This is a genomic window from Geomobilimonas luticola (assembly GCF_018476905.1).
Lineage (GTDB): Bacteria > Desulfobacterota > Desulfuromonadia > Geobacterales > Geobacteraceae > Geomobilimonas > Geomobilimonas luticola.
This window is the reverse complement of sequence record NZ_JAHCVK010000001.1, coordinates 47,341-70,762: the sequence shown is the minus strand read 5'-3', so window position 1 is coordinate 70,762 and position 23,422 is coordinate 47,341. Positions and strand designations below refer to the sequence as shown.

Here is a 23,422-nt window from a genome sequence, read left to right as displayed (position 1 = left end):
TAGCGCTGTTTATACCCGATTTTTGGGTACTACGCCTTCGCGCGCTCCCTCGACTGCCATGCCAAGGCAAAAAACTCCACGTTTCTCAATTGTAAGCGTTATAGATAAAAAGTATTCAAAAGGGTGAATTGTTGAAAAAAACTTCCAGCTTTTCTATACGCGTCCCCTTCAGTTCTTCCGGGGAGAGGCCGGTGATGACGGCGGTGAACTCCAGGGGCTTGCCGCGACCGACGACCATCTCCAGTTTGCCGTCGGTGGTCCGGAGGTCGTGCAGTTCCGTACGAAGATCGAAATCCTGGCTCTTCCCCTTTTTCTCCCGGTGATAGGGGTGATGTTCCCGGGCGAGAAAGGATGCAACCCGTGCCGGCAGGTCGAGGTCTCGTTCGCCGGGAAGGGTGACGCGGTAGCGCACCTTATCCATGATAACCGACAGGGAGGTACTGTTCAACGGGATTTCTGCACTTTCGAGAATTTCAACCCCCGCGGGGAGGACCGAATTGAGAGCATCTTTCACCTTGTCGGCGCTCCAGGGCTCCGCCAGTTCCATGTCCAGATACTCGGCCCACGATTCCACCCCCACCGACAGAGCGGTGGCGAAGGAGAATTTTGGGTGGGGGTGAAACCCCTGGGAGTAGCGGATCGGCACCCTGCTCCGCCCCACGGCCCGGGTGAAGAGGGTCAGCATCTCAAGATGGCTCAAAAAACGCATGGGGCCCGTTTTGCTGAAGCGGATGCGGATACGGGTCGGTGGCGTTTCCGCCGGGACTGGCGTTTCCTGGGGTTCGGGAGTTCCCGCCTCCGAGGTCCCCGGAGGATTCAAGCGCATTGCTACCCTGTCGAAGTCGCAGACCCCGCAGACGGTACAGGCGCCGGTACGACAGTCGGGGGTGTAGGCGGCATCATCGGCCATGGCGTTGGCGAGTTCGCGCAGCAGGAATCCCTTCGCTACACCGCATTCCAGATGGTCCCAGGGGAGGATTTCCGCCGGGTCGCGGCGGCGGAGATAGAAGCGGGGGTCGATGCCGCAGTTTCTGAATGCCTCCTGCCAGCGGGGGAAGCTGAAATGTTCGCCCCAGCCGTCGAAGCGGCAGCCGAGGCGGCGGGCTTCCAGCAACACCTTGCCGAGGCGGCGGTCGCCGCGGGCGAAGACCCCTTCCATCACGGTCAGCGGTGCATCCTGCCATTTGAAGTTGAGCTTGCGTCTTTTCAGTTCCATCCGGAGGAATTCCTGCTTGGTGAGGATCTCCTCGTAGCTGATCTGGGGTTCCCACTGGAAGGGGGTGTGGGGTTTGGGGACGAAGCTGGAAACCGCAACGTTGACTTCGCCGCCGTGGCCCGACAGTTTCCCCTGCTGCTTGACTTTCTTTGCCAGTTCGGCGATGCCGAGCACGTCGTCCATGGTTTCTGTCGGAAGGCCGATCATGAAATAGAGCTTGATGAGTCGCCAGCCGGCCCGGTAGACCTCCGCGGCGTTCTGCAGCAGGTCGTCTTCCGTTATCCCTTTGTTTATCACCAGCCGGAGCCGCTCGCTCCCCGCCTCCGGGGCGAGGGTAAAGCCGGTCTTGCGAACTTTTTTCACTTCCTCCACCAGTTCCTGGGTGAGGGAGCCGACCCGGAGCGACGGAAAAGAGACGGCAATCCGCTGCTCAGCATACGTTGCCATCAGTTCCTTGAGGAGCGGCGCGATGCAGCCGTAATCTCCCGTGGAGAGGGAGAGGAGCGAAATCTCGTCGTAACCGGTGTTGCGCAGGGTCGCTTCGACGAGTTCCAGTATCCGCCGTGGGGAGCGCTCCCGCACCGGCCGGTAGAGATAGCCCGCCTGACAGAAGCGGCAGCCGCGGGTGCAGCCGCGGGCGATCTCCAGGCTTACCCGGTCATGGACGGTCTTCAGAAAGGGAATGACCGGCGCGGTGGGGTAAGGGGCAGCTTCGAGATCGGAGAGTATCCGCCGCTTTACCCGGTCATAGCCCTGCTTGAGGGGATCGATGGCCGCGACCTGTCCGTTCTTCCCGTAGCTGACGGTGAAAAAAGAGGGGACATACACCCCCTCTATCTTCGACAGCGCATCGAGAAGAGCCGCCTTGTTGTCGCTTCCATCGAGCTTCCAGCGGCGAACGGCTTCCGCAATCTCAAGGGATGCCTCTTCTCCGTCACCCAGCAGGAAGGCGTCGAAAAAATCGGCCAGAGGTTCCGGATTTCCGGCACAGGGGCCGCCTGCTATGACGAGCGGCCAGGATGTGTCCCGCTCGGCGGCCAGCAGCGGGATATCGGCCAGTTCCAGCATGTTGAGGATATTGGTGTAGGAAAGCTCGTACTGGAGCGTAAAGCCGATGATGTCCGTCGCTCCGAGTGGCGTGCCGCTTTCCAGGGTGGCGAGGGGGGATTTTTCGGTGCGGAGCTGCTCTTCCCGGTCGGGCCAGGGGGCGTAGGCTCGTTCGGCGGCAAGCCACGGGACGCCGTTCAGGATTCCGTAGAGAATCTGCAACCCCAGGTGGCTCATTCCCACTTCATACACATCGGGGAAGGCCAGGGCAAAGCGGATATCCGGCCGTTCCTTGCGAACCCCTCCCATTTCGCCCCCCATGTAGCGGGCAGGTTTTTCAATTTCAAGCAAGTCGTCATTCAGCACGTTAATACTCCTGGACGGTTGTCGTGAGCGTGGTGAAGTGTTTGCCGCGGGACCCGCTCCGACAAAAAAAGGTCCCGGCGGGGGCTGCCGCCACGACCTATCTGTTTGCCAACATAGTACAATTCAACGTTTTTAGCAAGCAAGGATGCCGTGACCATGTCGCTGACTTGGTGTATGCCGCAAATAAGGCAGAGATTGGATGTTTTCCGGTACCGTGGGGTGTGGCAGCGTGACGCTATACGGGGGGAGGATTGTGTAACTATGCAAAATATATGGATATTTACAGGTTGGCATGGCTAGTGCTTTAAGTCGATTAAACCATTTCTTTAGGAGGAAGTACAAATGAAAAAAGTTCTATCCACCATCGTTGCCGCTCTTGTTGCCGTTTCTTTCGCTGGCGTAGTGTTCGCCTCTGAGGCCCCGAAGGCTGCTCCGGCTGCTGCCCCTGCCGCTGCTGCTGCTCCGGCTGCCGAAGTGAAGAAAGAAGAGAAGAAGCCGGCCAAGAAAGCCAAGAAAAAAGCCAAGAAAGCCGTGAAAAAAGAAGAAGCTGCCGCTCCGGCTGCTGCTCCTGCCGCTCCGGCTGCGAAGTAATCCGAGCCACACCGCTCACGAAAAAAGCCGCATCCTCGGATGCGGCTTTTTTTTGTCTGCAGTTTCGGTACGGTGATTATCCGAGTCGAAACCCGTGGGATGGTCACTCTTCTTCCCAGGCAAACTCCGGCTCGAAATAGGGGTCGTAAAAACCGGGATAGGCGAGGAAGAAGGTCGTGGTTTCGGCTGCTCCGGTCACCGTTCTGACCAGAGTCATCCCGAGCCCTTTCAGGGGGCCGACGGTCAGTCCCTTCGTGACACCCTCATTCTTGAAGGTCAGGTATATCTGCATGGGGAATTCCAGCCAGCCGGTCGCAACGTTGGTGATCCCCCGTACCATCTTGCCCGACATGCTGCCGACCACTTGCTGGGGAGAGGAACTCTCCACGGTCTGGAAGTTGTCGGCCCGGGCAGATAATGCCTGGCCACAGAGGAGCCCCCCGCACAACAGTGCTACACCGGCCATCTTTTTCAGTGCATGCCGGTTCATATCATTTTGCCGGCGCCGGCTGTTCTGCGTCGGCCTGATGTATGGGTTCGCTGCGCATCTCTTCCCATCCCTGCCAGACATACTCGGGATCGACCATGGGGTCGAAATAACCCGGTTGCGGGACCATGAAGAACACCGTCTCGGCTGCCCCCATCACGGCCCTGTACACCGTCATGCCTATACCCGCAAGGGGCCCGACCACGTAACCGACAGGTCCCCGGTCCCGCACATTCAGGTAGGTCTGTTTAGGGAGTTCAGCAATGGACGTTACAACATTTGTTGCCCCGCGGACGAATTTGAAGGCCATCTTGTCCACAATTGCTTCCGGTTTCGGGGAATCCTGGGCCAGGACCGGACTGGCAATGCAGAGGATGAGCAGGAGGGGGAGCGCTCTGGTGAGAATCCGCATATAAAATCTCCTTTCACAAGCACGAACATATTGAATGTAATTGTCTTTTAACACAATTAATGGGACGTGGCAAGCTTGTGTCGGTGCAGTAGCATCTTTTAGGCCCGCTTGCCTTCGGTTTTCCGGCCATGGGGCATTTCAGTGTAGCGAAAATCCTTCTCTGGCGGGATTTCACCCTGTTTCACTCGAACAGCGATTTTTCGGCTGGCATGAACGGGGTGAACTTCCGGTGGAGGTGGCGCAATTTTTCCTTGTAGTATTCAACGTTTTCATCGGGAAGGGCTGGATCGTAGCTGCCGGCGGGACGACAGTTTTCGTAGGCGGTCACTCCCTTCGCGTGCCCGGTGACGTAGTAACTGACCTGATCTCCCGCCTGGTAGTCACGCCCAGACAAAAGGGCAAGTTCGAAGGCTGCCGCGGGGAGTCGTTTCCCCAGGTTCACTTTCTGCCGGTAACTGGCCGGAGACTCGGTCAGTGTTTCGGTCTTTGCCAGCCGGTCAATAGGTATGGCATGGTCGCGCAGCTGCCGTAGGTATTCCCGGTAGACCTCATCGATACGAACCCCTTCACCATGCAGGAGCAGCCGGACCGCCTCGGCGGTGAAATCCCGCAGGTACTTCTCGATTCCCCGTGATTTCAGGCTGCTTCCCTTGATGGTTATCCGTCCGGCATCGTCGAGCAGGGCATAGTTTTTCATCTTGTAGGAAAACATGGCACGGTACCAGCCGTCCATTTCCACTTCTATGCCGGGGGGGAGGGCAGCAGAAAGCTCCCCGATCAGTTCAGCCGCCATTTCCGGGGTCGTCACCCCCGCGGGAGGGATGAAGTAGATGCCGTCGGTGTCCACTTCAACCGGCCTGGCGCCTCCCGCTTCCAGCCAGGCGAGCATCTGCTTGATGATCTCCCGTCCGCGCCGGGTCACCTCGGCCGCGAGCCCCATGTCCGCAAAGTTGTGGATCGTGGTCCCGAGGTAGCCGTAGAAGGAGTTTATGAGGACCTTGAAGGCCTGCTGGAGAGCCTGGTAGTAGTCCCGCCGGTGAGGATCGGAGGTTTCGCGGGCCATTTTCTTTGCCCGGAGCCGGAAGGTCCGCAATTCGTCAAGAAGGGGGAGGAACAGGCCGAGGTGCTCCCGGTCAGGCTGCAACCGGTAGGCAAGGAGAATGGACGGATAGAGGGATGCCACATCGCAGTGGGCAACCGGTCCCACCACACCGGTGACGAACAGATTGTTGTATCCCCCCTCAAGTTCGCCAGCTCCTGAGGGGCGAGGGATGGCTGTTTCCCGGTGCAGGTATTCGCGCAGAAAGAGCGCGTTGATCTTGGTCGCGTTGCCGCGGATCGGGCAGTTCTGGTAGGAATAGGGGAACATGCGGGTCTGCAGGAAGTAGGGATAGGCCAGAAGACGGGAGAGGGCAAGGGTCTCGCGGACATCGTCCAGGTTGTAATCCGCAAGAACCTGCGGGTTTTCAGAAAAGGTGCGAGCGATAGCCGACCCTTCCAGGTAGACCCGGTCGGGGCGTGCCAGCCCGAAATGGCGTGCGGCTGCCTTGAGCCCGTAGCTCTCCAGCTCCCTGTTTCCCACGTCGTAGACGAGGAGGAGGAAGTAGGTGTCGATGACATGCCGGCCGTAGATGTTCCAGCGGGGGTAATCGACAATCCGTTCGGCGACGGTGAAGCGGGAGGGGTGAACCCGCGGTTCGCTTCCGTCTCTCCCCCACGCGAGCCTGATGCCGTGGCGGGAGGCGCGGGCCCGGATGTACTCCAGGTCGAAGCGGAAGATGTTGTGCCCTTCGATGACGTCCGGGTCCCGCTCCCGGATTATCCGGTTCAGACGTTCCAGCATGGCAGGCTCGTCCAGATCGTGGCCGGACAGCACCTCTTCATACCCGTCGCTGTCGAGCGCTGCGATGGAAATGATCCGGTCTTCTTCCCGCAGGGGGTTGGAAAACTCGAATCCCGGCGCGCACCAGGTCTCGATGTCGAGGGCCAGCCGTCTGATTTCCGGGAACTCGATCCCCTTGAAGAGGGTCTTGCCGGTCAAGAGCAGGTGCTGGTGGATCGGGTCCGAAAAGAAGAGGTAGGGGGCGGCAGTGGCCGAAGGGCTCTTGCCTGTGGTCCGGACCAGGTAATCCCGGGCGTCCAGGCAGGTGCGCCAATCGTTGAAGAGGACCAGGTGACGAAATTCACCGCTGCCGGCCAGTGCCCTGGTGGTCGTTGTACCGGCAAAGCCCGACAGAAGGTGGTCACCGGTAAGGATGATGAAGGGATGAAAGGGGTCGTCGTGGAAAAAGACGCCGTCGGGGGTACGGGTGAAAAGGCGGATGAAGCGGCCGGCCAGTTCGGCCGCCACGACCCGCTCCGTCCGGTCCCGGCCGAACAGAAGGGTGCTCTCCTCGAATCGGGGTGCGTCCATGGCGTCCATACGCTTTCCGCATAAAAAACGGCGCGGTCAATAACCGCGCCGTTTACCGCAAAGGTTGATTATTTCTTGCCGTGCTTGGCCAGGTAGCTGGCCACTCCTTCCGCCGTCGGTTTCATCGCCTCGTCCCCCTCCTGCCAGTTGGCGGGACAGACTTGGTCACCGTGGGTTTCCACGAACTGGAGGGCGTCGACCATCCGCAGCGCCTCGTTGACGCTCCTTCCCAGCGGCAGGTCATTGATGACGGCGTGCCGGACGATCCCCTTGGTGTCGATGAGGAACAGTCCCCGGAGGGCAACCGCGTCGCCGAAGAGGATGCCGTAGTCCCTGGCGATCTCTTTCTTGATGTCCGCCACCAGCGGATACTGGATGTTGCCGATCCCGCCGTCCTCTACCTTGGTGTTTTTCCAGGCCAGATGGGTGAACTTGGAGTCGACGGAAACGCCGATTACTTCGCAGTTTTTCGCCTTGAAGTCGGCCAACCGCTGATTGAAGGCAAGGATCTCCGACGGGCAGACGAAGGTGAAGTCGAGGGGGTAGAAGAAAAGAACCGTGTATTTGCCGCGAAAGCTGGAGAGCTGGATCTGGCCGAAGGTATTGTCCGGCATCACCGCGTCGGCGATAAAGTCAGGGGCTTCCTGGGTTACGAGGGTACAGACGCTCATGGGGATGAATCTCCTTTCTCAGGGGGAGTTAATGCGATGCAGGGAAACCTTAACAGCCCCACGAACGGTTGTCAATGTAAAAAGATAAAAAAAGTCCTTTTTGTCGTATGCGCCTCTTTTGCAGGGGAAATGGTGCGGTACGGAGCTGCTACTTCACCTCGCCACGGATGCCGATGGTGACCTCCTTGAACGGGATAACCTTGCCGCTTGCCGCCAGGGCACGCCGTGCCGCCATGACGATGCCTCCGCAGCAGGGGACTTCCATCCGGAGAACGGTGATGCTCTTGATGCTGGAGACCCGGAACAATTCGGCCAGTTTTTCCTCATAGAAGTTGTTGTCGTCCAGCTTGGGGCAGCCGATCACCAGTGCCTTGCCCGCCAGGAAATCCCGATGGAAACCGGCGTAGGCGAAGGGAGCGCAGTCCGCGGCGATGAGGAGGTCGGCGTTTTGGAAATAGGGGGCGGAGGTCGGCACCAGGTGGAGCTGAACCGGCCACTGGCCGAGCTGGCTCGGCTGGCTTGCCGTATCTGTCGGGCTTGCGGTTGAAGGGGGTGGCTCCAGGGTCATGGCCCGGGAGCCGGGGCAGCCGCCGTGGGGAGCATGCTGAGGCGCGGGCGGAGGAGTTGTGTGGTCAGATTCGGGAAGGGTCTGCGCCAGGTGATGGGCCACCGCCTCCTCGTCGAACTCATCCGCCTCCCTCTCTATGATGTGGATAGCATCCTGGGGACACTCCCCCAGGCAGGCGCCGAGCCCGTCACAGAGGTTGTCGGCGGAGAGGACCGCCTTGCCGTTCTCGATCCTGATGGCCCCCTCGGCGCAGGCAGGGACACACTCCCCGCAGCCGTTACACTTTTCCGCGTCGATCTGGACAATTTTTCTGATCATGGGTTATTCCTTTCAAAAGAAGTAATGCCAGAGATAGTCAAGCCTTCCCCTCATAATCATCCTCCGCCCGGAGAAGGCCATGATCTCGCGGATTCGAGCCCGGTATTCCTTGCTGTAGCAGTGGATGTTACAGTGTTTGCAGGATGGTTTCGGATCGAGGGGGCAGTTGCGGCGCTTGAGAAGGGAGTAATCGAGGAGTGCCGCGCAATCGGGGCAGAGTGCGACTTCCTTGCGAAACATCCCCGAAAGTTCGGGCGGAATGTGGAATGCCGCCTGTCCCTCGTGTCTGGCTGCACAAAAAATCCGGACGAAGTCGACGAGCACCTTCAGGTCTTTTTTCTGATCGGGGGTGAACTGTTCCATGGGAGCGAGCATAGCCGAATCAAGGGGGATTCCCCATGACGCAGGTCAAAAAAATGCCATTCGTTGCAGGAGCCAGGTTGCCGGCTGTTCACATATGGAGTTCCGGCTTGATGTCTGCCGGCGTGAGATTCCGGGCGATGCGCCACCCCTTTTCCTTCACCAGCACCGGCGCGAACTGGCAGGCGACGTAGCCGATGAGGTTCATGTCGGCGGGGAGGTCGGAGGCGATGGTGACGATACGGAAACCGACCAGGTCACCCACATTGGGGAAATCGGTTGCTTCCTTGAGGGTGCAGCCCCATACGGTCCGATCACCCCCCCTGGTTGCCAGCCGGAGCAGATAATACCGCTCGCCCTCTGCGCCCGTTCTTCCTTCTTCCTCCACGAGGGCGGGTATGACCGACCCGAGCAGGAGGGGGTAATCCATGTGGGAGCATGCGTACTCGAAGGCCGCCACGTTGTCCGGAAAGACCAGCGGGGGATCGTTCTTTGCTTTGAACCAGCCGAACATCCGCACCTCGTCAGGGGATACTATCGTTCCAGTATAGCAGGAATGGATGTCATCACCTACGGTTCTTTGCATTTCTCTACCGTCTATGGTAGTAATGAAGCTCCCATGGAAACCATAACTCCCCTAATCATTCCCCGGACCGCCCATCCCATTTCCCGCAGCATGGTGAGTCCCAATGCCCTGCGGGTCCTGTACCGTCTGCGGGACCAGGGGTTTATCGCCTACCTGGTGGGGGGGTGCGTGCGTGACCTCCTCCTGGGGAGGGAGCCGAAGGATTTCGACGTGGTGACCGACGCGACGCCGGGCCAGCTCAAACGGCTGTTCCGCAACTGTCGCCTTGTCGGCCGCCGTTTCCGACTGGCCCACATCCATTTCCCGGACGAACTGATCGAGGTGGCCACCTTCCGCGCCCTGCAGGCTGACGACGATACGACGGAGACTACCGGGGGAGGGGAAGCGGCATCCCCTTCTCCCGAGGCCGAACCTGCGCCCCGGCCGCCGCGTCACCTCAAGAGCGACGAGGGGATGGTGCTGCGGGACAATGTGTTCGGGGATCCCCGGGAAGATGCCCTGCGCCGGGATTTTACGGTCAATGCCCTTTTCTACAACATCGCCGATTTTTCCCTTATCGACTATGCCGGAGGGATGGCGGACCTGGAAGCCGGTGTTATCCGGACCATCGGTGATCCTTCGGTGCGTTTCATCGAAGACCCGGTGCGGATGCTGCGAGCGGTCCGCTTTGCCGCCATGCTTGGCCTCAATGTGGAACAGGAGACCTGGCGGGCAATCCTTGACCTGGCGCCGACCATCAGCCGTGCCGCTCCCCCCCGTCTGTTCGAGGAGATGCTCAAGCTGTTCCTGCTCGGGGAAGGGGAGAAAAGTTATCAGTTGCTGCGCCAGACCGGCCTGTTTGCCCCCCTGTTCCCCCGCTTCAGTTCCTGGCTCGACACGGAGACGGACGGTTTTCCCCATACCCGGGTGAGCCACGCTCTTGACAGCGTTGACGCTCTTGTGCAGCAGGGGGAGGCTGTGGCGCCGCCCCTGTTCCTGGCCCTGGTGTTCGGCGAGTATCTGGAAGAATCGGCGGCTGCGTTCCGGCAGGGGGGAGCCTCTCCCCAGGAGGCGTTGAACCAGGCTGTTGCCGGCTGGCTTGGCGAACTGGCGCCGACGGTCCTTGTGCCGAACCGGATCGGCATGCAGGTCCGCGATATTCTCTCCAACCAGCAGCGGTTTGGCAAAATGCCGGGAAAGCGGCCCCAGTCGTTTCTCGGTCGCCCCGGATTCTCCGCTGCGCTGGCCTATCTTCGCCTCCAGGCGGAGATGGGGAACGGGGGGGAGGATGTCTGGCAATGGTGGGACCGCTACAGCCGCGAGAACGTCGTCGAACTTCCCCCTGTCGATGCCACACACGAAGGTGCCCCGCCGGCCGGGAAACGCCGCCGGCGAAGGCGGCGCAAGCCGCGTACCGGTGCACCGGCACCACGGTAACCTATATATGTACGGGAGTACACCATGAACCACAAGCCGTTCAGCATCGCCGCCGCCATCGGCAACACGCCACTCATCGAACTGACCTCCTTCTCGCCCAACCCGCGGGTCCGCATTCTGGCCAAGCTGGAGGGTAACAACCCCGGCGGGTCCATCAAAGACCGGCCGGCTCTGTACATGCTGACCCGGGCCGAGGAGAGTGGGGCGCTGTCCCGCGGGAAGATAATCCTGGAGCCGACATCCGGCAATACGGGGATCGCCCTGGCGATGCTCGGCACGTCCAAGGGGTACCGGGTCAAGCTGGTGATGCCTGCCTGCGTGAGCCAGGAGCGGCGCAGTGTCCTGGAGGCCTACGGCGCCGAGGTGGTCCTTTCTCCTGCCGGCGAGGCGACGGACGGGGCAATCCGGATGGCGCACCGCATTCTTGCCGATGAACCGGACCGCTACTACATGCCCAACCAGTACGCCAATCCCTGCAACGTCCTTGCCCACGTGGAAACGACCGGTCCCGAGATCCAGCGGCAGACCAACGGCGAGATCGACCTGTTCGTAGCGGGGATGGGAACCACTGGCACCCTCATGGGGGTGGCGGAATACTTTCGCCGGCACAACCCGCGGGTCAGGGTGATCGGGGTGGAACCTCCCCTGGGGCACGCGATTCAGGGGCTAAAGAACATGGAGGAGGCTATCGTCCCGGAGATCTACCAGCCGTCAACCCTGCACGGAAAATGCACCGTCGTGGACGAAGAGGCCTTTGCCATGGCCCGGGAACTGGCCCGGCGGGAAGGACTGTTCGTCGGCATGTCGAGCGGCGCCGCCGTAGCCGGTGCCATCGAAGCGGCAAAAAACCTCGACAGCGGCACCATCGTCACCATCCTTCCCGACCGCGGAGACCGCTATCTCAGCACCACCCTGTTCCGCTCGGTCTGCGGCTGCTGTCCTCCCTAGTCAACCATCAGCCCTTTCTTCGACCGCATCGAAGCTTGTAAAGTATCATCATCTATACTAAAATGATGGCACGACGTAACAGCCGGAGTGCGGCTCCTTCTCTTCCTCCTTCTCTTACGCTTCTTGCTGTGCCGCCGCTCTTTGCCATGGCATTTTACCTACAATACTACAGCATCGTGCGTGCGCAGTAAGGCGCTTCATGGAGACGGGGGCTTGTGTGTCCACCGATGTCATGGAAAAATCTGAACTGGGGCTGGATACCAGGCTGCTGTCGGACTTTATCTGCGAGCTGAATATCTCCCGTCGCCATGTTACCGCCTATCCATCCAATCACCCCGTTATCGTGACGTCTGTCGGCAAGGTCCTGCGGTTGCTGCGACAACTCCTCGAAATCCAGCCTGTCCTCACCATCGGCATCGCCCGCGATACCCTCTTAATCGGTGACGGATTTCTCGACAGAAACAATCCCCTCTACCGCGACCTGGCTCGCGCCCTCTTCGGTCATGGCATTGCGGCCATAAGCTTCAGCGGCGAGTTGCTTCCGGAGGAGTTGCAGCGTTTCAACGAAATACTCTGCCTGAAAAAGGAAGAAGTCCGGGGACGGGGCGGGGTAGAGGCCGTGGTTGCCGCCGCCGGCATCACCCACCTGCAGGTCCGGGCAATTGACTACAGCTCCTTCCATGCCACCGATGAAGAGATGCTGATCCCGATGGAGCGGGAGACGGGAGAGCTTTGGGAACAGTTCATTCACGGTCTGCTGGAGGGGACACTCGCCCCCTGGGGGGAACGGGCGGTGGCGTGGGACGCCGTCTCTCCGGAGATGATGGCCCAGGCCCTGAACCGGCAGCTTGCATCGAAACCGGGGAAGAGCATGGCCAGCTACGAACAGGCGGTCACCGATTTCCTGCGGAACATGGACCGGCGGGGAACGGGGGGGAGTGGCGATGGGGAGGCCCTCGACAGGCTGACCGCCTGCATCAGCCACCTCAATCCGGAGTTGCGCCGTCAGTTTCTCATCAGTACCTTCAGCGCCCTGCCGGGACGCCAGGACCTGGCCGAGGAACTGGTGCAACGCTTTCCGTCCGAGGTTGTGCTGGACGCCCTGGACCAGATCGGTGCCAGCAACTCTTCCCTTTCACCGGTCCTTCTGGATCTGGTGGGGAAGCTGGCTGCGCATGCCCCCCAGGGGGGGATGCCGAGTCAGGTGACAAACCGGCCTGTATCGCTTGATCAGGATCTGAGCGACAAACTGGCGGTAATTTTCCGCGAGGACGACGGCGATCGGTTTCTCCCCGCCGCATACCAGGAGACGCTTCGTACCATCGTGGCCATCGATGGGATATCCGCCCTGGAAGAGGATGAAATCGCGGCGTTGAAGGAGACCCTTTCCAGTCACTGTGTTGAGACCGAGGTTAATGCCGTGATCCTGGAAATCCTCAAAGAACTCCCCGAGGACTGCCAGCCGGATATACTGCGGCGAAATCTCCTCGACCTCTCAGGCTATTTTCTCGAAATGGGCGATTTCGCTTCCCTTGCGACCATGTACGATCGCTTGACGAGTCTGCCCCCCACGGTGGAGAGGCGCGTTACAGCGCTTACGAGCGAAGTGCTGGCGGTGTTCGCCCGGCCTGAGTTCGTGGCCGAGGTGGTGCGGGGGCTTGCCTTCTGGGGAAAGGCCAAGTATGACGAGATCAGGCAGCTGATCTTGCGGGTTGGTGCTCCCTTTGCGGGGCCGCTTCTTGATGCTCTGGCGCAGGAACAGCGCATGTCCCTGCGCCATTTTTACATGGACTGTCTGCAGAAGATGGGAACTGTTACGAGGGACGCCACCCTGGCCCGGTTACGGGACAGCCGCTGGTATTTCGTCCGAAACCTCCTCGTGCTTCTGCGCAACATCGATGACCCGACGGTGGTACGGCATATTAAGCGACTCTCGCACCATCCCCATCCCAAAGTCCGCCAGGAACTGCTCAAGACCCTCCTCCATTACCAGGATCCGGAATCCGATCGGCTCCTGCATGGCTATCTGGCCGGCAAAGATCGTGAACAGCGACTTATGGGGGTTCAGTTGGCGGCACAGAGTCGCAACCCGCAGGTTGTAGCCCAGCTCCTGGCGTTCCTGGCGAAGGGAGGCATCGCCGATTATGAGTTTGAGCTCAAGTGCGCTGTGGTGAAGACCCTCGGAGAGATGGGACATGTGGACGCGCTGCCGGAACTGGTGGGGCTGCTCCGTTCGCGCAATCTTTTCCATCCCCAGAAGCATGCCCAACTCAAGGTGAAAATTGTGCATTCCCTGGTGAATTACCCCCCGTCCTGGGTTGGCTACCTGCTTGACGAACTGTGCAATGGGGACAATCGTGAGCTTGCCGAAGCGGCGTCCGATGTCCTGCATCGTCTGAAGGGGAGGGGGGCATGAGCGGCGACCGGCGTGCAAGCCTGCAACGCTGTATCCGTCATCTGACGACGGCGGTTTCCAATGCAGCTCTCTATGATCTGGAGCACCAGCAGGTAGCGCGTCTCTGCGAGACGGCCCTGGCGGACCTGTTGGAGACAATGGGGGATGGAGAGGAGGTCGCCCTGCTCCTCGTCGATGAGGAACTGGTCTTTGCCGGCACCCCGCTCGACAGCAACATGTACGTCAACCGATTTTCCCGCGCCCTGAAAAGCCGTGGCATCGGCCACCTCCGGCTGCTTCGGGGGATTACCCGTCAGGAACTGAAGCTTCTGGTGGGCTGTCTGTCCAGGCAGACGGGAGGCGGAGGGGTGGTCCGCTCCACCGAGCACGTCCGGTTGGGACGGCTCGAGGTTCTGACCGCAAGTCCCTTCGCTGATGACGCGACAACGTGGGACGAGGTCGGAGAACGTCCGGCCCCGTCTCTGGCGGAGATCCCGGCTGAAGAACTGGCCCGTTTCATGGACATCTACCAGGGAGTGCGCCGGCACCAGAAGCTCCACGTGGTCGGTATTTCCGAGATCGTGGCCGGATTCGTGGACGCCTTCCAGCAGGTGGGGAACCCGCTCCTGGCTCTTGCACCGCTGCGGGCACTGGATGAATACACCTTTACCCATTCCACCAATGTCTGCATTCTCAACCTTGGCCAGGCCATGGCACTCGGCATCGACGGCCCGCTCTTGCACGACATAGGGGTAGCAGCCATGCTCCATGATATCGGCAAGCTGTTCATCCCCGAAGAAATCCTTAAAAAGGCGGGTCGCCTTGATGACGAGGAGTGGAAACTGGTCCGGGAGCACCCCCTGAAGGGTGCCCAATACCTCCTCGATACCCCGGGTGTGCCGCGGTTGGCGGTGGTGACCGCCTTCGAGCACCACATGAAATTCAACGGCGCCGGCTATCCCGCCGTCTCCCCCGGGTGGCGGCAGAACCTCTGCAGCCAGATGACCACGATATCCGACTACTTTGATGCCCTGCGCAGTAAGCGTGCCTACCGGGGAGTACTGGAATTCGAAGAGGTTTCCGCCATCATGCTGGAACAGGCGGGGAGCGAACTCCATCCGCTCCTGACCAGGAATTTCCTCAAGGTCCTGCGCCAGCTCACTGATGGCCAGGCCAGCCCGGCCAATCCGTCGCGGCAGGAAGGAGCCCCATCCTGAAATCCTCCCCCTTTTCACTCCGTCTCTGGCCCAAACCGTTCAAGTATTTCGAACATGCCAAGCTGTTCGTGATCACCCTCGGTGCGCTCGTCGCCTTTATTGTCACCGGTATCTTCGCAGTGCTCTACACCCGCACCACCACCCTGATGTACGAACGGGTGCGGGAGCAGGCGGCAACCTATGCCGATCTGATCGAGCATACCAAGATGTGGAACTACGACTACGGCGGCGTCTACGTGGAAAAGCGGCGCGGGGTCGATTCCAACGTCTATCTCCGGCAACTCGGTGTGAACCCCGATGTTCAGGTGGAGGGGGGGCGGACGTTCACCATCCGCAATCATGCCATCATGATCGAGGAGATATCCCGTCGTAGCGTAGAGCAGGACGGAGTGAGATTCCGCATCGTCAGTCCCCAGCCCATCGACCCTGCCAACGCGCCGGACACGCTGGAAACGTCGGCGTTCGACCGGTTTGCCCGGGGGGAGGGGGAGTGGCATCGTCTGCAAAAAGGGGACAACCCCTCATTCCGTTACCTGAAGCCGCTCTTTGTGGAGCAGAACTGTCTTGAGTGCCACGCCACCCAGGGATACAAGGTCGGAGACGTCATCGGGGCCATAAGTATCACCATCCCCGCGACCACCCTCGCCAGGGAAACCCGCGCGAGCAAAATACTCATTATTGTCGCTGCGGTACTGACAATCTGTCTCCTGGTGGCGCTCATCTATGTTCTCACCTGGCGGCTTGTCATCAAGCTCGACGAAGTGCAGAAACGGCTCAAGAAGCTCGCCTCCACCGATGAACTGACCGGACTCAGGAACCGGCGACACATCATGAAGCGGCTCGAAGAGGAATTCGAACGGGCCGGCCGGCTGCTGGAACCCCTCTGCGTCATCGTCCTCGATATCGACCATTTCAAACGGATCAACGACACCCATGGCCACCCCTTCGGCGACCTTGTCCTCAAACGCGTGGCCAAGCGCCTGCAGGAGGCCACGCGCCGCTACGACACCATCGGGCGGATCGGCGGCGAGGAGTTCCTCGTCATCTCCCCCGGCACGACAGCCGAAGAGGCGCTGCATCTTGCGGAACGGCTGCGGACCGTGGTCAGCCAGGAACCGATGGGAGACGGGGAGAAGGATGTCGTTATCACCCTGAGCGCCGGCTTGACCCTCTCCAAACCGGGTGACCGGGGGAGCGAAACCCTCCTGAAAAGGGCGGACGCGGCCCTCTACCGGGCCAAGCAGGGGGGGCGGAACAGGGTGGAGGCCGGATGACGTCTGTCCCGGCAGCCGTCCGCTTCGGCGCAAAAATAAAATGACATTTGAATATCTTAACCACCGTAGTATACTCCTGACAGCCTGCTTGTTCCGGGAGACGGAAAGACGGGCCAATCACCGGGGTGGGAGGGTATGTATGAAGCTGGACGAAATCAGGGAAATCGCCCGGAAGCGGGGGGTAAAAGCGGGCAAGATGAAGAAAGCCGACCTGATCAGGGCTATTCAGGCCGCGGAAGGGAACCCTGCCTGTTTCGAGAGCGGAACGGTGGACCAGTGCGGCCAGGGTGCCTGCCTCTGGCGGGAGGACTGCCGCTAGGCGGGACCTCAGACTGAGAAACTGGTTGCCAAGCCTGACCAGTGTGGTAAAGTCATGCGAAATTTTCCCGCGAGGTCAGCCCGCATGACAACCGTCACCATTACCTGTTCCCACTGCGGCTTTTCTAAAGAGGTAGCGGCAGACACCGTTCCTGCAGGAACGGTCCGGGTAACCTGCCCCCGCTGTAAAGAATCATTCTTTTTCGAAGCCAGGGCGTCGGTTGCAGCTACAACCGAACCTGCCTCCGTGCTCCCCTCTCCACCAGGCGAACCATGCGCGGTACCGGAGCCTGTCCCCCCCACCCCGCCGCCCGTTTCACCCTCCCCGTCCGCCACCGGCCAGTCCCAGCAGACGGCGCATGCCAGGAAGTCCGCTTCCCGCCGGGAGCTCTCGGGGCTCGGCGACCTCTTGGCTAAAACGTGGGAGGTCTTCAAGAACCGGATCGGGGTACTTCTCGTCCTTTACCTGGTCATCATCGCCTGCGTGCTCGTTCCGGTCGGCCTGTTCCTCGGGGTTGGCTTTCTCATATCCCTGGTCATGCCGGAGGGACGGGGTCCCCTTTTGATCGGCGGCGGTATTACCGGCGGGATCGTCGGCCTCTGCGCCGCCTACTGGGGGGGGGCCGCCCTGGTCTTCGCCGTTGCTGACGAGACCCTGGGGATACGGGATTCCCTGGTAAAGGGGTGGGAGCGGCTAGGTTCGTTCATCTGGCTCTATTCCCTCGCCGGGTTCATCATCGGTGGTGGTTTTCTCCTTTTCATCGTTCCGGGGGTAATCTTCTACGTCTGGTTCTTTTTCGGCCAGTTCGTCCTGGTGGCCGAGGGAGAACGGGGGATGACAGCACTCCTCAAGAGCAAGGAGTACGTGAAGGGGCGCTGGCTCGACGTATTCTTCCGGATATTCGTGCTCTGGCTCATTTCGGTGGCGGCGGGAATGATCCCGGTCGCCGGGTCGTTCCTGTCACTCTTGTTCATACCGTTCAGCATGATCTACCACTACCTCATCTATGCGGAACTGCGTGAAATACGGGGGGAGGTGGAAGTGCCGACGACGGGGAGCGACAGGAACATCTGGGTGGGAGTGGGGGTGCTCGGCCACCTGGCATTTTTCGGGCTAATCGGCATGGCGCTTCTGCGGCATTTCGCATCCAGCTGAAGTGCCGCCACCGCTGCTTCAGAACAAAAAAAGCCGCATCCGGTGAGGATGCGGCTTTTTTGCTGGTAGAGCGGAATTACTTCGCGGCCGGAGCAGCGGGTGTGGCCGGAACAGCGGGAGCAGCCGGGGTTTCAGCGGCTTTCTTCGCTGCTTTCTTGGCCTTCTTGGCTTTCTTTACAGCTTTTTTCTCTTCCTTCTTGATCGGCGGGTGGCCGGCGGGGAGGGCAGCCGGGGCGGCCGGAGCAGCCGGGGCGGGCTCTGCGGCGCAGACCAGGCCGGCGAAGGAAACTGCTACGAGGGCGGTAACGATGGCGGACAGAACTTTTTTCATGGTGAACCTCTCTTCGTGGTTGATGGGTGCTGCTCGTATTTGTCATCTAGCAGGGAGCGTGCCAGTTCCCTGAGTCGTGTAACGGGCTTAAAACAGGATGGTTTCTGAGTTCGTGCCACGGGGTCGGGAGAATCTGCTCCCTAAATCATCCCATCTTTGCCCCATTTGCGGCAGGCGGTCTGCCGGCCAGGGCGTGCAGTCGATCCATGCGGTGAATCAGCACCCTGCTCCCTTCGACGTCGATAATCCCTTCCTCCTTGAGCTTCCTGAAGGTGCGGGAAAGTGTCTCACTGACCGTGCCGAGACGGGATGCCAACTCCCCCTTTTTCATGTCCAGGTCGAGATAGGTCTTCCCCTGGAACGAGGTCGATTTCCGTTCCGCCAGCTCGATCAGGTAGGTGGCCAGGCGGGCGGGGACCTCGGCGAAGGAGAGCTCTTCGATCTGGCGGGCGAAGCGGCGGAGCAGCAGCGACAGGGAAACGATCAGGTTGAGGGAAAAGCGGGGATTGCGCTCCAGAAGACCCATGAAAGCTTCGCGGGGGAAAAAAAGGGCCTCACCCTTTTCCAGTGCCCGGGCCTCGGCGGGATAGCGGCCGTCGCCGAAGAAGGCGGCCTCGGCGAAGGTCTCGCCGGGATGGACGAAGTGGAGCACCTTTTCCTTTCCGTCGGGGGAGACCTTGCAGAGCTTCATGCTGCCTGCGGCGAGGAGATAGAAGCCGTTGGCGGTGTCCCCCTCGGCAAAAAGAGTCTCCCCCTTGGCGAAACTGCGGCGGGAGACGATGGCCGCTACCTCTTCCAGGTTTCCGTCGTCCAGGCCGGAGAAGAGCAGGGATTTTTTCAGGCTTTCCTTGTTGTCCATTGGCGGGTTTCTCCTCCGTGAGTGGTAAGGGATGCAGACCTCTGCCGATGGCAGGGACGTGAGGTGCAGAATAACCTCAACCGACGGTTTTATGCAATATGCTGTTTCTTCTTTCCGTTCCGAAGGTGCTGTATAACCCGCTCCGCAACCTGTGCGGGGGTCAGTCCGTATTTTTCTGCCAGAACCTCAGCCGGCGCCGAGGCGCCGAAGGTTTCCATGCCGATGAACAGGCCGCGGGATCCCAGCAGGCGCCACCAGAGCTCTCCACGACCGGCCTCAACGGCGACCCGGGGGACCCGGGCAGGAATTACTTTCCTCCAGTAACTGGCGGGCTGTTTCTGGAAGGTCTCCAGGCAGGGGACGGAAACGACACGGACGGCAATCTTCCGCTCCCGCAGTGAGGCTGCTGCCGCCACGGCAAGGGAAACCTCCGAACCGCTGGCGAGGAGGACCACATCCGGCTTTTCTCCACCCGCTTCCAGCACGTACCCCCCCCGCAGGACCATCTCCGGGGTGAAAGCTGGTCCCCTCCCAAGGGAAGGGAGTTTCTGGCGGGTGAGAATGAGCGCCGAAGGGCCGGTGGTACGCTGCAGTGCAGCACTCCAGGACAGTGCCGTCTCCACGCCGTCGGCCGGCCGGAAGACGGCCAGGTTGGGGATGAGGCGGAGGGCGGAGAGTTGTTCCACGGGCTGGTGGGTCGGGCCGTCTTCGCCGACGAAGAGGGAGTCGTGGGTGAAGAGGTAGATCGCCTGCTGCTCCATGAGGGCGGCGAGGCGGATGGCGGGGCGGCAGTAGTCGGAGAAGACGAGGAAGGTGGCGCCGAAGGGGATGAAACAGCCGTAGCGGGCCATGCCGTTCATCATGGCGGCCATGGCGTGCTCCCGCACCCCGAAATGGATATTGCGGCCGCCGAAGTCGCCGGCGGCGATCCCCTCCGAACCCTTGATCCAGCTGTTGGTTGAGGGCTCCAGATCGGCCGAGCCGCCAACCAGCTCCGGTAAAGCCGCTGCCGCTGCCTGGATGACCTTGCCGGAAAGGGCGCGGGTGGCGCCATCCCCATCGCCGACGGCGGAAAGGAGCCTCTGCATGAGGTCAGCCGGCGGCTTGCGTCGCCACATGCTGTCCCAGAGCCGCCCCCGTTCCGGATTGCGTCGCCGCCAGGCCCGGAACCCCTTCTGCCATGTTCCGTACATTGTTTCAAGGTCCTGACGGCGCCGGGCGCAGAGCTCCCTGACCTCGTCCGGAACGTGGAAGGGGTCGGCCGGCCAGTCCAGGTTCCGGCGGGTGGCAGCCACCTCCTCTGTCCCGAGGGGGGAACCGTGGGCTGAAGCCGAGTCGTGCTTGCCGGGGCTCCCCTGGGCGATGTGGGTGCGGGCGATGATGAGGGAGGGGCGCTCCTCTTCCGCCCGGGCGGCGGCCAGGGCGGCGTCGATCAGGGCGACGTCGTGGCCATCGATTTTCTGGACATGCCAGCCACAGGCCATGAAGCGTGCCGCCACATCCTCGGAAAAGGCGAGATCGGTGCTCCCCTCGATGGTGATACGATTGTCGTCGTAGAGGTAGATGAGGTTTCCCATCTTCAGGTGGCCGGCGAGGGAAGCCGCCTCCTGGCTGATTCCTTCCATCAGGTCGCCGTCGCTCACCAGGGCGTAAATCCGGTGGGAGATGGGGGAAAACGTGGTGTCGTTGAAGCGGTCGGCTGCCATTTTTGCCGCCAGGGCCATTCCCACCCCGTTGGCGAACCCCTGCCCCAGCGGCCCGGTGGTCACCTCCACGCCGGGTGTCACGCCATACTCGGGATGCCCCGGCGTCCTGCTTCCCCACTGGCGGAAGTTTTTCAGTTCATCCAGGGGGAGGTCGAAGCCGAACAGGTGGAGCAGGCCATAGAGGAGCATGGAGCCGTGCCCGGCCGAGAGGATGAAACGGTCCCGGTCGGGCCAGGCCGGATCGGCCGGGTTGAAGCGGAGCCGGTTGTGCCAGAGGATGAAGGCGTAGTCGGCGGCACCCATGGGGAGGCCGGGGTGCCCCGAATTGGCCCGTTCCACGGCATCTACCGCCAGCATGCGCAGGGTATCGGCGCCCAGCCGGGCTTCCCGGCCGGTCAATGTGCCATTTTCCATGGTTTTTCCTTTCATGGTGCGAAGAAGGTATGGTTACGGTACACTGGAAGCAGGAGACAGCGATGACTGACGAATACGACCTGATAATCCTCGGTTCGGGGTCCACCGCATTTGCCGCGGCGCTCCGGGCCCAGTCCCGCGGCGCCCGGGTGCTCATGATCGAAAAGGGAGTGCTCGGGGGGACCTGCATCAACTGGGGATGCATACCGAGCAAGACCCTCATCCATGCCGCACAATTCTATCAGGATGCCCGCCTCGGGGCAAGGGTCGGGCTCGGCCTCCGGGAGGAGGGGGTGGACTTTGCCTGCCTCACGGACCACAAGGAGCAGGTGGTCGGGCATCTCCGCCAGACCCGCTATCTGGACATCCTCCACAACGTGCCGGGACTGACCCTGCTCAGGGGGACTGGCCGATTTCTCGACCCTCATGCGATAGAGGTGGAGGGGCAGCGGATCAGGGGAGAGAGATTCCTGGTCGCCACCGGCGGTTACCCCCGCATTCCGGCCATTCCCGGCCTCACGGAGGGGAATTTTCTCACCAGCCGCAGTGCCCTTCTCCTCAAGGAGCTTCCCCGGTCGCTGGTGATCATCGGCGGCGGGGTCATCGCCCTGGAAATGGGGCAGATGTACCGGCGCCTCGGCACCAGCGTTACGGTACTGGAACACGGGCCCCGGGTCCTGCCGGCGGTGGATGGTGACGTGGCCCTGGCGGTGCAGGAGGCGCTGCGCGGTGAGGGGATGGACATCGTCCTGGACGTGACGGTTTGCGGGGTGGCCCGCCGGGATGGTGCGACGTTCGTGCAGTGCGAGCAGGGAGGGTCGCCCGTGGAGTTCTCCGCCGAACGGCTCCTCGTAGCGGTCGGGACCGCGCCGGCCACGGCCGGCATCGGCCTGGACCGGGCGGGGGTGGAACTGGAGCCGAAGGGATTCGTGCGGGTCGACGAACGTCTGCGGACCTCGGCACCCGGTATATGGGCAGCCGGCGACGTGACCGGCGGCATGATGATCGCGACGGCGGGGGCGCGGGAGGGGGTTGTGGCGGTTGACGACATGTTCGAACCGGGGTGCGGCTGCACCCTGGATCACCTGTCGACCCCCATGGCGATCTTCACCGACCCGGAGGTGGGGCTGGTCGGTCACACGGAGGCCACCGCGCGCAAGGCGGGCTACGAGGTGATGAGCAACATCCTTCCTGTTTCCGCCATTCCCAAGGCCCATGTCACCGGGCAGAAGGCCGGTATCATCAAGCTGGTTGCCGATGCCGCAACCGGGCGGATTCTGGGTGTCCATCTGGCATGCCACCGCGGAGCGGATATCATCAACGAGGCGGCCCTGGCAGTCCGGTTCCGGATGACGGTTGCCGAACTGGCAAACAGCTTGCATGTTTACCCGTCAATGGGGGAGGGATTGCGGCTCTGCGCCCAGGGGTTCGGCCGGGATGTGAGCCTGCTTTCCTGTTGTGCAGAATGAAAACCCCCGAAAATCGCCGCACGACATGAACCGTGCCCGGGCCGGTACGAACAGTCAGTCAGGATTGCGGCAAGGGGTTTTCCCATGGAAGGACTCGCAAAATTTGCAAGCCTGGACCCAAATTTGTCACGTCAGCTCCACCGGGCGCTGACCGCCGGCAAGGAAGAGCTGTACGAGGTGCTCCTGGACTCTTCCATGGAGGTGCTCCTGGCGGCGATCAAGAATCCCTGCCTGGACAACAACCACCTGCTGGCTCTGCTGAAGCGGCGGGACCTGTCGGAAGACCTTCTCAAGTCACTCTACAAAAACCGTCTCGTTGCCGAAAGCCACGAGCTGAAGGTAGCCATGGTGCATAACCCCGGCACGCCGGGACAGATAACCCTGGCTCTCCTTCCCCATCTCTACCTGTTCGAGCTGGTTGACATCTGTTTCCTTGCAGGCGGGACTCCCGACCAGAAGCTGGCCGCCGAGCGGGCCATCATCCAGCGGCTCCCCACGACCCCCCTCGGCAACAAGCTGACGTTGGCCCGGCGCGGGACATCCACCGTGGTGGAGGCCCTGCTCCGGGAAGGGGATTCGCGGCTCATGGACCCTTGCCTGGAGAACCCGCGGCTCAAGGAGTCCGTCATATTTCAATTTCTCAACAGCTCCAAATCGACGGCGGAGACCATCTCCATGGTTGCCCGCCATCCCCGCTGGAAGGGGCGTCCCAATCTCCAGCTTGCCATCCTCAAGAATCCCCGCACCCCGACGGTCTGGTTCAACCTCTTGCTCCCACACTTTTCCGTCAACGACCTCCAGGGGATCATTGCCTCCCGCCGCCTCACCCCTGCCCAGAAGAAACTGGTCACGGACGAACTGAAGCGGCGCGGTCACTGGTAGGT

General features: G+C 61.3%; 21 protein-coding genes. 10 read left to right on the top strand and 11 right to left on the bottom strand.

Annotated features, from left to right (window positions below; genetic code table 11):
- Positions 1 to 115: 115 nt before the first annotated feature.
- A complete protein-coding gene (locus KI810_RS00335) occupies positions 116 to 2,629 on the bottom strand; it encodes a TIGR03960 family B12-binding radical SAM protein (protein WP_214173503.1) in 2,514 nt (837 codons plus the stop codon).
- A 342-nt stretch (positions 2,630 to 2,971) separates the two neighbouring features.
- On the opposite strand from KI810_RS00335, the gene KI810_RS00330 reads away from it, so the two are divergent.
- Entirely contained in the window at positions 2,972 to 3,220 is a 249-nt protein-coding gene (locus KI810_RS00330) for a hypothetical protein (RefSeq protein ID WP_214173502.1), read from the top strand.
- Between the two features lie 103 nt (positions 3,221 to 3,323).
- Here the strand turns inward: KI810_RS00330 and KI810_RS00325 are convergent, their stop codons facing one another.
- The 7 genes from KI810_RS00325 to KI810_RS00295 all read right to left on the bottom strand — a co-directional run bounded on the left by KI810_RS00325 (position 3,324) and on the right by KI810_RS00295 (position 9,035).
- The gene (locus tag KI810_RS00325) at positions 3,324 to 3,710 is read right to left on the bottom strand and encodes an exosortase system-associated protein, TIGR04073 family (protein ID WP_246525100.1); all 387 of its coding nucleotides are present in this window, start codon (positions 3,708 to 3,710) and stop codon (positions 3,324 to 3,326) included.
- Position 3,711: 1 nt separating this feature from the next.
- Positions 3,712 to 4,119: an exosortase system-associated protein, TIGR04073 family gene (locus tag KI810_RS00320; RefSeq protein ID WP_214173501.1), complete on the bottom strand. Its 408-nt coding sequence runs from the start codon at positions 4,117 to 4,119 to the stop codon at positions 3,712 to 3,714.
- A gap of 181 nt (positions 4,120 to 4,300) precedes the next feature.
- Positions 4,301 to 6,541 carry a DNA polymerase domain-containing protein gene (locus tag KI810_RS00315; protein ID WP_246525099.1) on the bottom strand — a complete coding sequence of 747 codons (2,241 nt, stop codon included), beginning with the start codon at positions 6,539 to 6,541 and terminating at the stop codon, positions 4,301 to 4,303.
- A 59-nt stretch (positions 6,542 to 6,600) separates the two neighbouring features.
- The gene (locus tag KI810_RS00310) at positions 6,601 to 7,203 is read right to left on the bottom strand and encodes a peroxiredoxin (RefSeq protein ID WP_214173500.1); all 603 of its coding nucleotides are present in this window, start codon (positions 7,201 to 7,203) and stop codon (positions 6,601 to 6,603) included.
- A gap of 148 nt (positions 7,204 to 7,351) precedes the next feature.
- A complete protein-coding gene (locus KI810_RS00305; protein WP_214173499.1) occupies positions 7,352 to 8,089 on the bottom strand; it encodes an ATP-binding protein in 738 nt (245 codons plus the stop codon).
- A gap of 12 nt (positions 8,090 to 8,101) precedes the next feature.
- Positions 8,102 to 8,464, bottom strand: coding sequence for a nitrous oxide-stimulated promoter family protein (locus KI810_RS00300; protein ID WP_246525098.1), 363 nt, complete (start codon positions 8,462 to 8,464; stop codon positions 8,102 to 8,104).
- Positions 8,465 to 8,540: 76 nt separating this feature from the next.
- Positions 8,541 to 9,035 carry a hypothetical protein gene (locus KI810_RS00295; protein WP_246525097.1) on the bottom strand — a complete coding sequence of 165 codons (495 nt, stop codon included), beginning with the start codon at positions 9,033 to 9,035 and terminating at the stop codon, positions 8,541 to 8,543.
- 33 nt (positions 9,036 to 9,068) lie between these two features.
- Between KI810_RS00295 and pcnB the strand changes: the two genes are divergently transcribed.
- From pcnB to KI810_RS00260, 7 genes are all read left to right on the top strand, one after another.
- Positions 9,069 to 10,451 (top strand): polynucleotide adenylyltransferase PcnB, encoded by a 1,383-nt coding sequence (gene pcnB / locus KI810_RS00290; protein ID WP_214173498.1) that lies wholly within the window; start codon positions 9,069 to 9,071, stop codon positions 10,449 to 10,451.
- A 24-nt stretch (positions 10,452 to 10,475) separates the two neighbouring features.
- The gene (locus tag KI810_RS00285; RefSeq protein ID WP_214173497.1) at positions 10,476 to 11,399 is read left to right on the top strand and encodes a PLP-dependent cysteine synthase family protein; all 924 of its coding nucleotides are present in this window, start codon (positions 10,476 to 10,478) and stop codon (positions 11,397 to 11,399) included.
- A 217-nt stretch (positions 11,400 to 11,616) separates the two neighbouring features.
- Positions 11,617 to 13,815: a HEAT repeat domain-containing protein gene (locus KI810_RS00280; protein WP_214173496.1), complete on the top strand. Its 2,199-nt coding sequence runs from the start codon at positions 11,617 to 11,619 to the stop codon at positions 13,813 to 13,815.
- Complete coding sequence (locus tag KI810_RS00275) at positions 13,812 to 15,011, top strand: HD-GYP domain-containing protein (protein ID WP_214173495.1); 1,200 nt, start codon at positions 13,812 to 13,814, stop codon at positions 15,009 to 15,011. Before KI810_RS00280 ends, KI810_RS00275 begins: the two co-directional genes overlap by 4 nt.
- 68 nt (positions 15,012 to 15,079) lie before the next feature.
- Positions 15,080 to 16,285, top strand: a complete 1,206-nt coding sequence (locus KI810_RS00270; RefSeq protein WP_343213447.1) for a diguanylate cyclase — start codon at positions 15,080 to 15,082, stop codon at positions 16,283 to 16,285.
- A gap of 139 nt (positions 16,286 to 16,424) precedes the next feature.
- Positions 16,425 to 16,604, top strand: a complete 180-nt coding sequence (locus KI810_RS00265; protein ID WP_214173494.1) for a Rho termination factor N-terminal domain-containing protein — start codon at positions 16,425 to 16,427, stop codon at positions 16,602 to 16,604.
- Between the two features lie 84 nt (positions 16,605 to 16,688).
- Positions 16,689 to 17,759, top strand: coding sequence for a zinc-ribbon domain-containing protein (locus KI810_RS00260; protein ID WP_214173493.1), 1,071 nt, complete (start codon positions 16,689 to 16,691; stop codon positions 17,757 to 17,759).
- A 76-nt stretch (positions 17,760 to 17,835) separates the two neighbouring features.
- Here the strand turns inward: KI810_RS00260 and KI810_RS00255 are convergent, their stop codons facing one another.
- The 3 genes from KI810_RS00255 to tkt all read right to left on the bottom strand — a co-directional run bounded on the left by KI810_RS00255 (position 17,836) and on the right by tkt (position 21,069).
- Positions 17,836 to 18,090 carry a hypothetical protein gene (locus KI810_RS00255; RefSeq protein ID WP_214173492.1) on the bottom strand — a complete coding sequence of 85 codons (255 nt, stop codon included), beginning with the start codon at positions 18,088 to 18,090 and terminating at the stop codon, positions 17,836 to 17,838.
- 145 nt (positions 18,091 to 18,235) lie between these two features.
- Positions 18,236 to 18,949: a Crp/Fnr family transcriptional regulator gene (locus KI810_RS00250; RefSeq protein ID WP_214173491.1), complete on the bottom strand. Its 714-nt coding sequence runs from the start codon at positions 18,947 to 18,949 to the stop codon at positions 18,236 to 18,238.
- 89 nt (positions 18,950 to 19,038) lie between these two features.
- Positions 19,039 to 21,069, bottom strand: coding sequence for a transketolase (gene tkt, locus KI810_RS00245; protein ID WP_214173490.1), 2,031 nt, complete (start codon positions 21,067 to 21,069; stop codon positions 19,039 to 19,041).
- Positions 21,070 to 21,131: 62 nt separating this feature from the next.
- Here tkt and merA point away from each other — a divergent pair, with 62 nt between their 5' ends.
- Together merA and KI810_RS00235 are read left to right on the top strand one after the other, a co-directional pair.
- A complete protein-coding gene (gene merA, locus KI810_RS00240) occupies positions 21,132 to 22,538 on the top strand; it encodes a mercury(II) reductase (protein ID WP_214173489.1) in 1,407 nt (468 codons plus the stop codon).
- A gap of 84 nt (positions 22,539 to 22,622) precedes the next feature.
- Positions 22,623 to 23,420, top strand: coding sequence for a hypothetical protein (locus KI810_RS00235; protein WP_214173488.1), 798 nt, complete (start codon positions 22,623 to 22,625; stop codon positions 23,418 to 23,420).
- Positions 23,421 to 23,422 lie beyond the last annotated feature (2 nt).

Excerpts from the sequence above, each read along its gene's own strand:
- KI810_RS00330 (WP_214173502.1), top strand. The coding sequence starts at position 2,972 with ATGAAAAAAGTTCTATCCACCATCGTTGCCGCTCTTGTTGCCGTTTCT.
- KI810_RS00325 (WP_246525100.1), bottom strand. The coding sequence starts at position 3,710 with ATGAACCGGCATGCACTGAAAAAGATGGCCGGTGTAGCACTGTTGTGC.
- KI810_RS00320 (WP_214173501.1), bottom strand. The coding sequence starts at position 4,119 with ATGCGGATTCTCACCAGAGCGCTCCCCCTCCTGCTCATCCTCTGCATT.
- KI810_RS00315 (WP_246525099.1), bottom strand. The coding sequence starts at position 6,541 with ATGGACGCCATGGACGCACCCCGATTCGAGGAGAGCACCCTTCTGTTC.
- KI810_RS00310 (WP_214173500.1), bottom strand. The coding sequence starts at position 7,203 with ATGAGCGTCTGTACCCTCGTAACCCAGGAAGCCCCTGACTTTATCGCC.
- KI810_RS00305 (WP_214173499.1), bottom strand. The coding sequence starts at position 8,089 with ATGATCAGAAAAATTGTCCAGATCGACGCGGAAAAGTGTAACGGCTGC.
- KI810_RS00300 (WP_246525098.1), bottom strand. The coding sequence starts at position 8,464 with ATGCTCGCTCCCATGGAACAGTTCACCCCCGATCAGAAAAAAGACCTG.
- KI810_RS00295 (WP_246525097.1), bottom strand. The coding sequence starts at position 9,035 with ATGCAAAGAACCGTAGGTGATGACATCCATTCCTGCTATACTGGAACG.
- pcnB (WP_214173498.1), top strand. The coding sequence starts at position 9,069 with ATGGAAACCATAACTCCCCTAATCATTCCCCGGACCGCCCATCCCATT.
- KI810_RS00285 (WP_214173497.1), top strand. The coding sequence starts at position 10,476 with ATGAACCACAAGCCGTTCAGCATCGCCGCCGCCATCGGCAACACGCCA.
- KI810_RS00275 (WP_214173495.1), top strand. The coding sequence starts at position 13,812 with ATGAGCGGCGACCGGCGTGCAAGCCTGCAACGCTGTATCCGTCATCTG.
- KI810_RS00265 (WP_214173494.1), top strand. The coding sequence starts at position 16,425 with ATGAAGCTGGACGAAATCAGGGAAATCGCCCGGAAGCGGGGGGTAAAA.
- KI810_RS00260 (WP_214173493.1), top strand. The coding sequence starts at position 16,689 with ATGACAACCGTCACCATTACCTGTTCCCACTGCGGCTTTTCTAAAGAG.
- KI810_RS00255 (WP_214173492.1), bottom strand. The coding sequence starts at position 18,090 with ATGAAAAAAGTTCTGTCCGCCATCGTTACCGCCCTCGTAGCAGTTTCC.
- KI810_RS00250 (WP_214173491.1), bottom strand. The coding sequence starts at position 18,949 with ATGGACAACAAGGAAAGCCTGAAAAAATCCCTGCTCTTCTCCGGCCTG.
- tkt (WP_214173490.1), bottom strand. The coding sequence starts at position 21,069 with ATGGAAAATGGCACATTGACCGGCCGGGAAGCCCGGCTGGGCGCCGAT.
- merA (WP_214173489.1), top strand. The coding sequence starts at position 21,132 with ATGACTGACGAATACGACCTGATAATCCTCGGTTCGGGGTCCACCGCA.
- KI810_RS00235 (WP_214173488.1), top strand. The coding sequence starts at position 22,623 with ATGGAAGGACTCGCAAAATTTGCAAGCCTGGACCCAAATTTGTCACGT.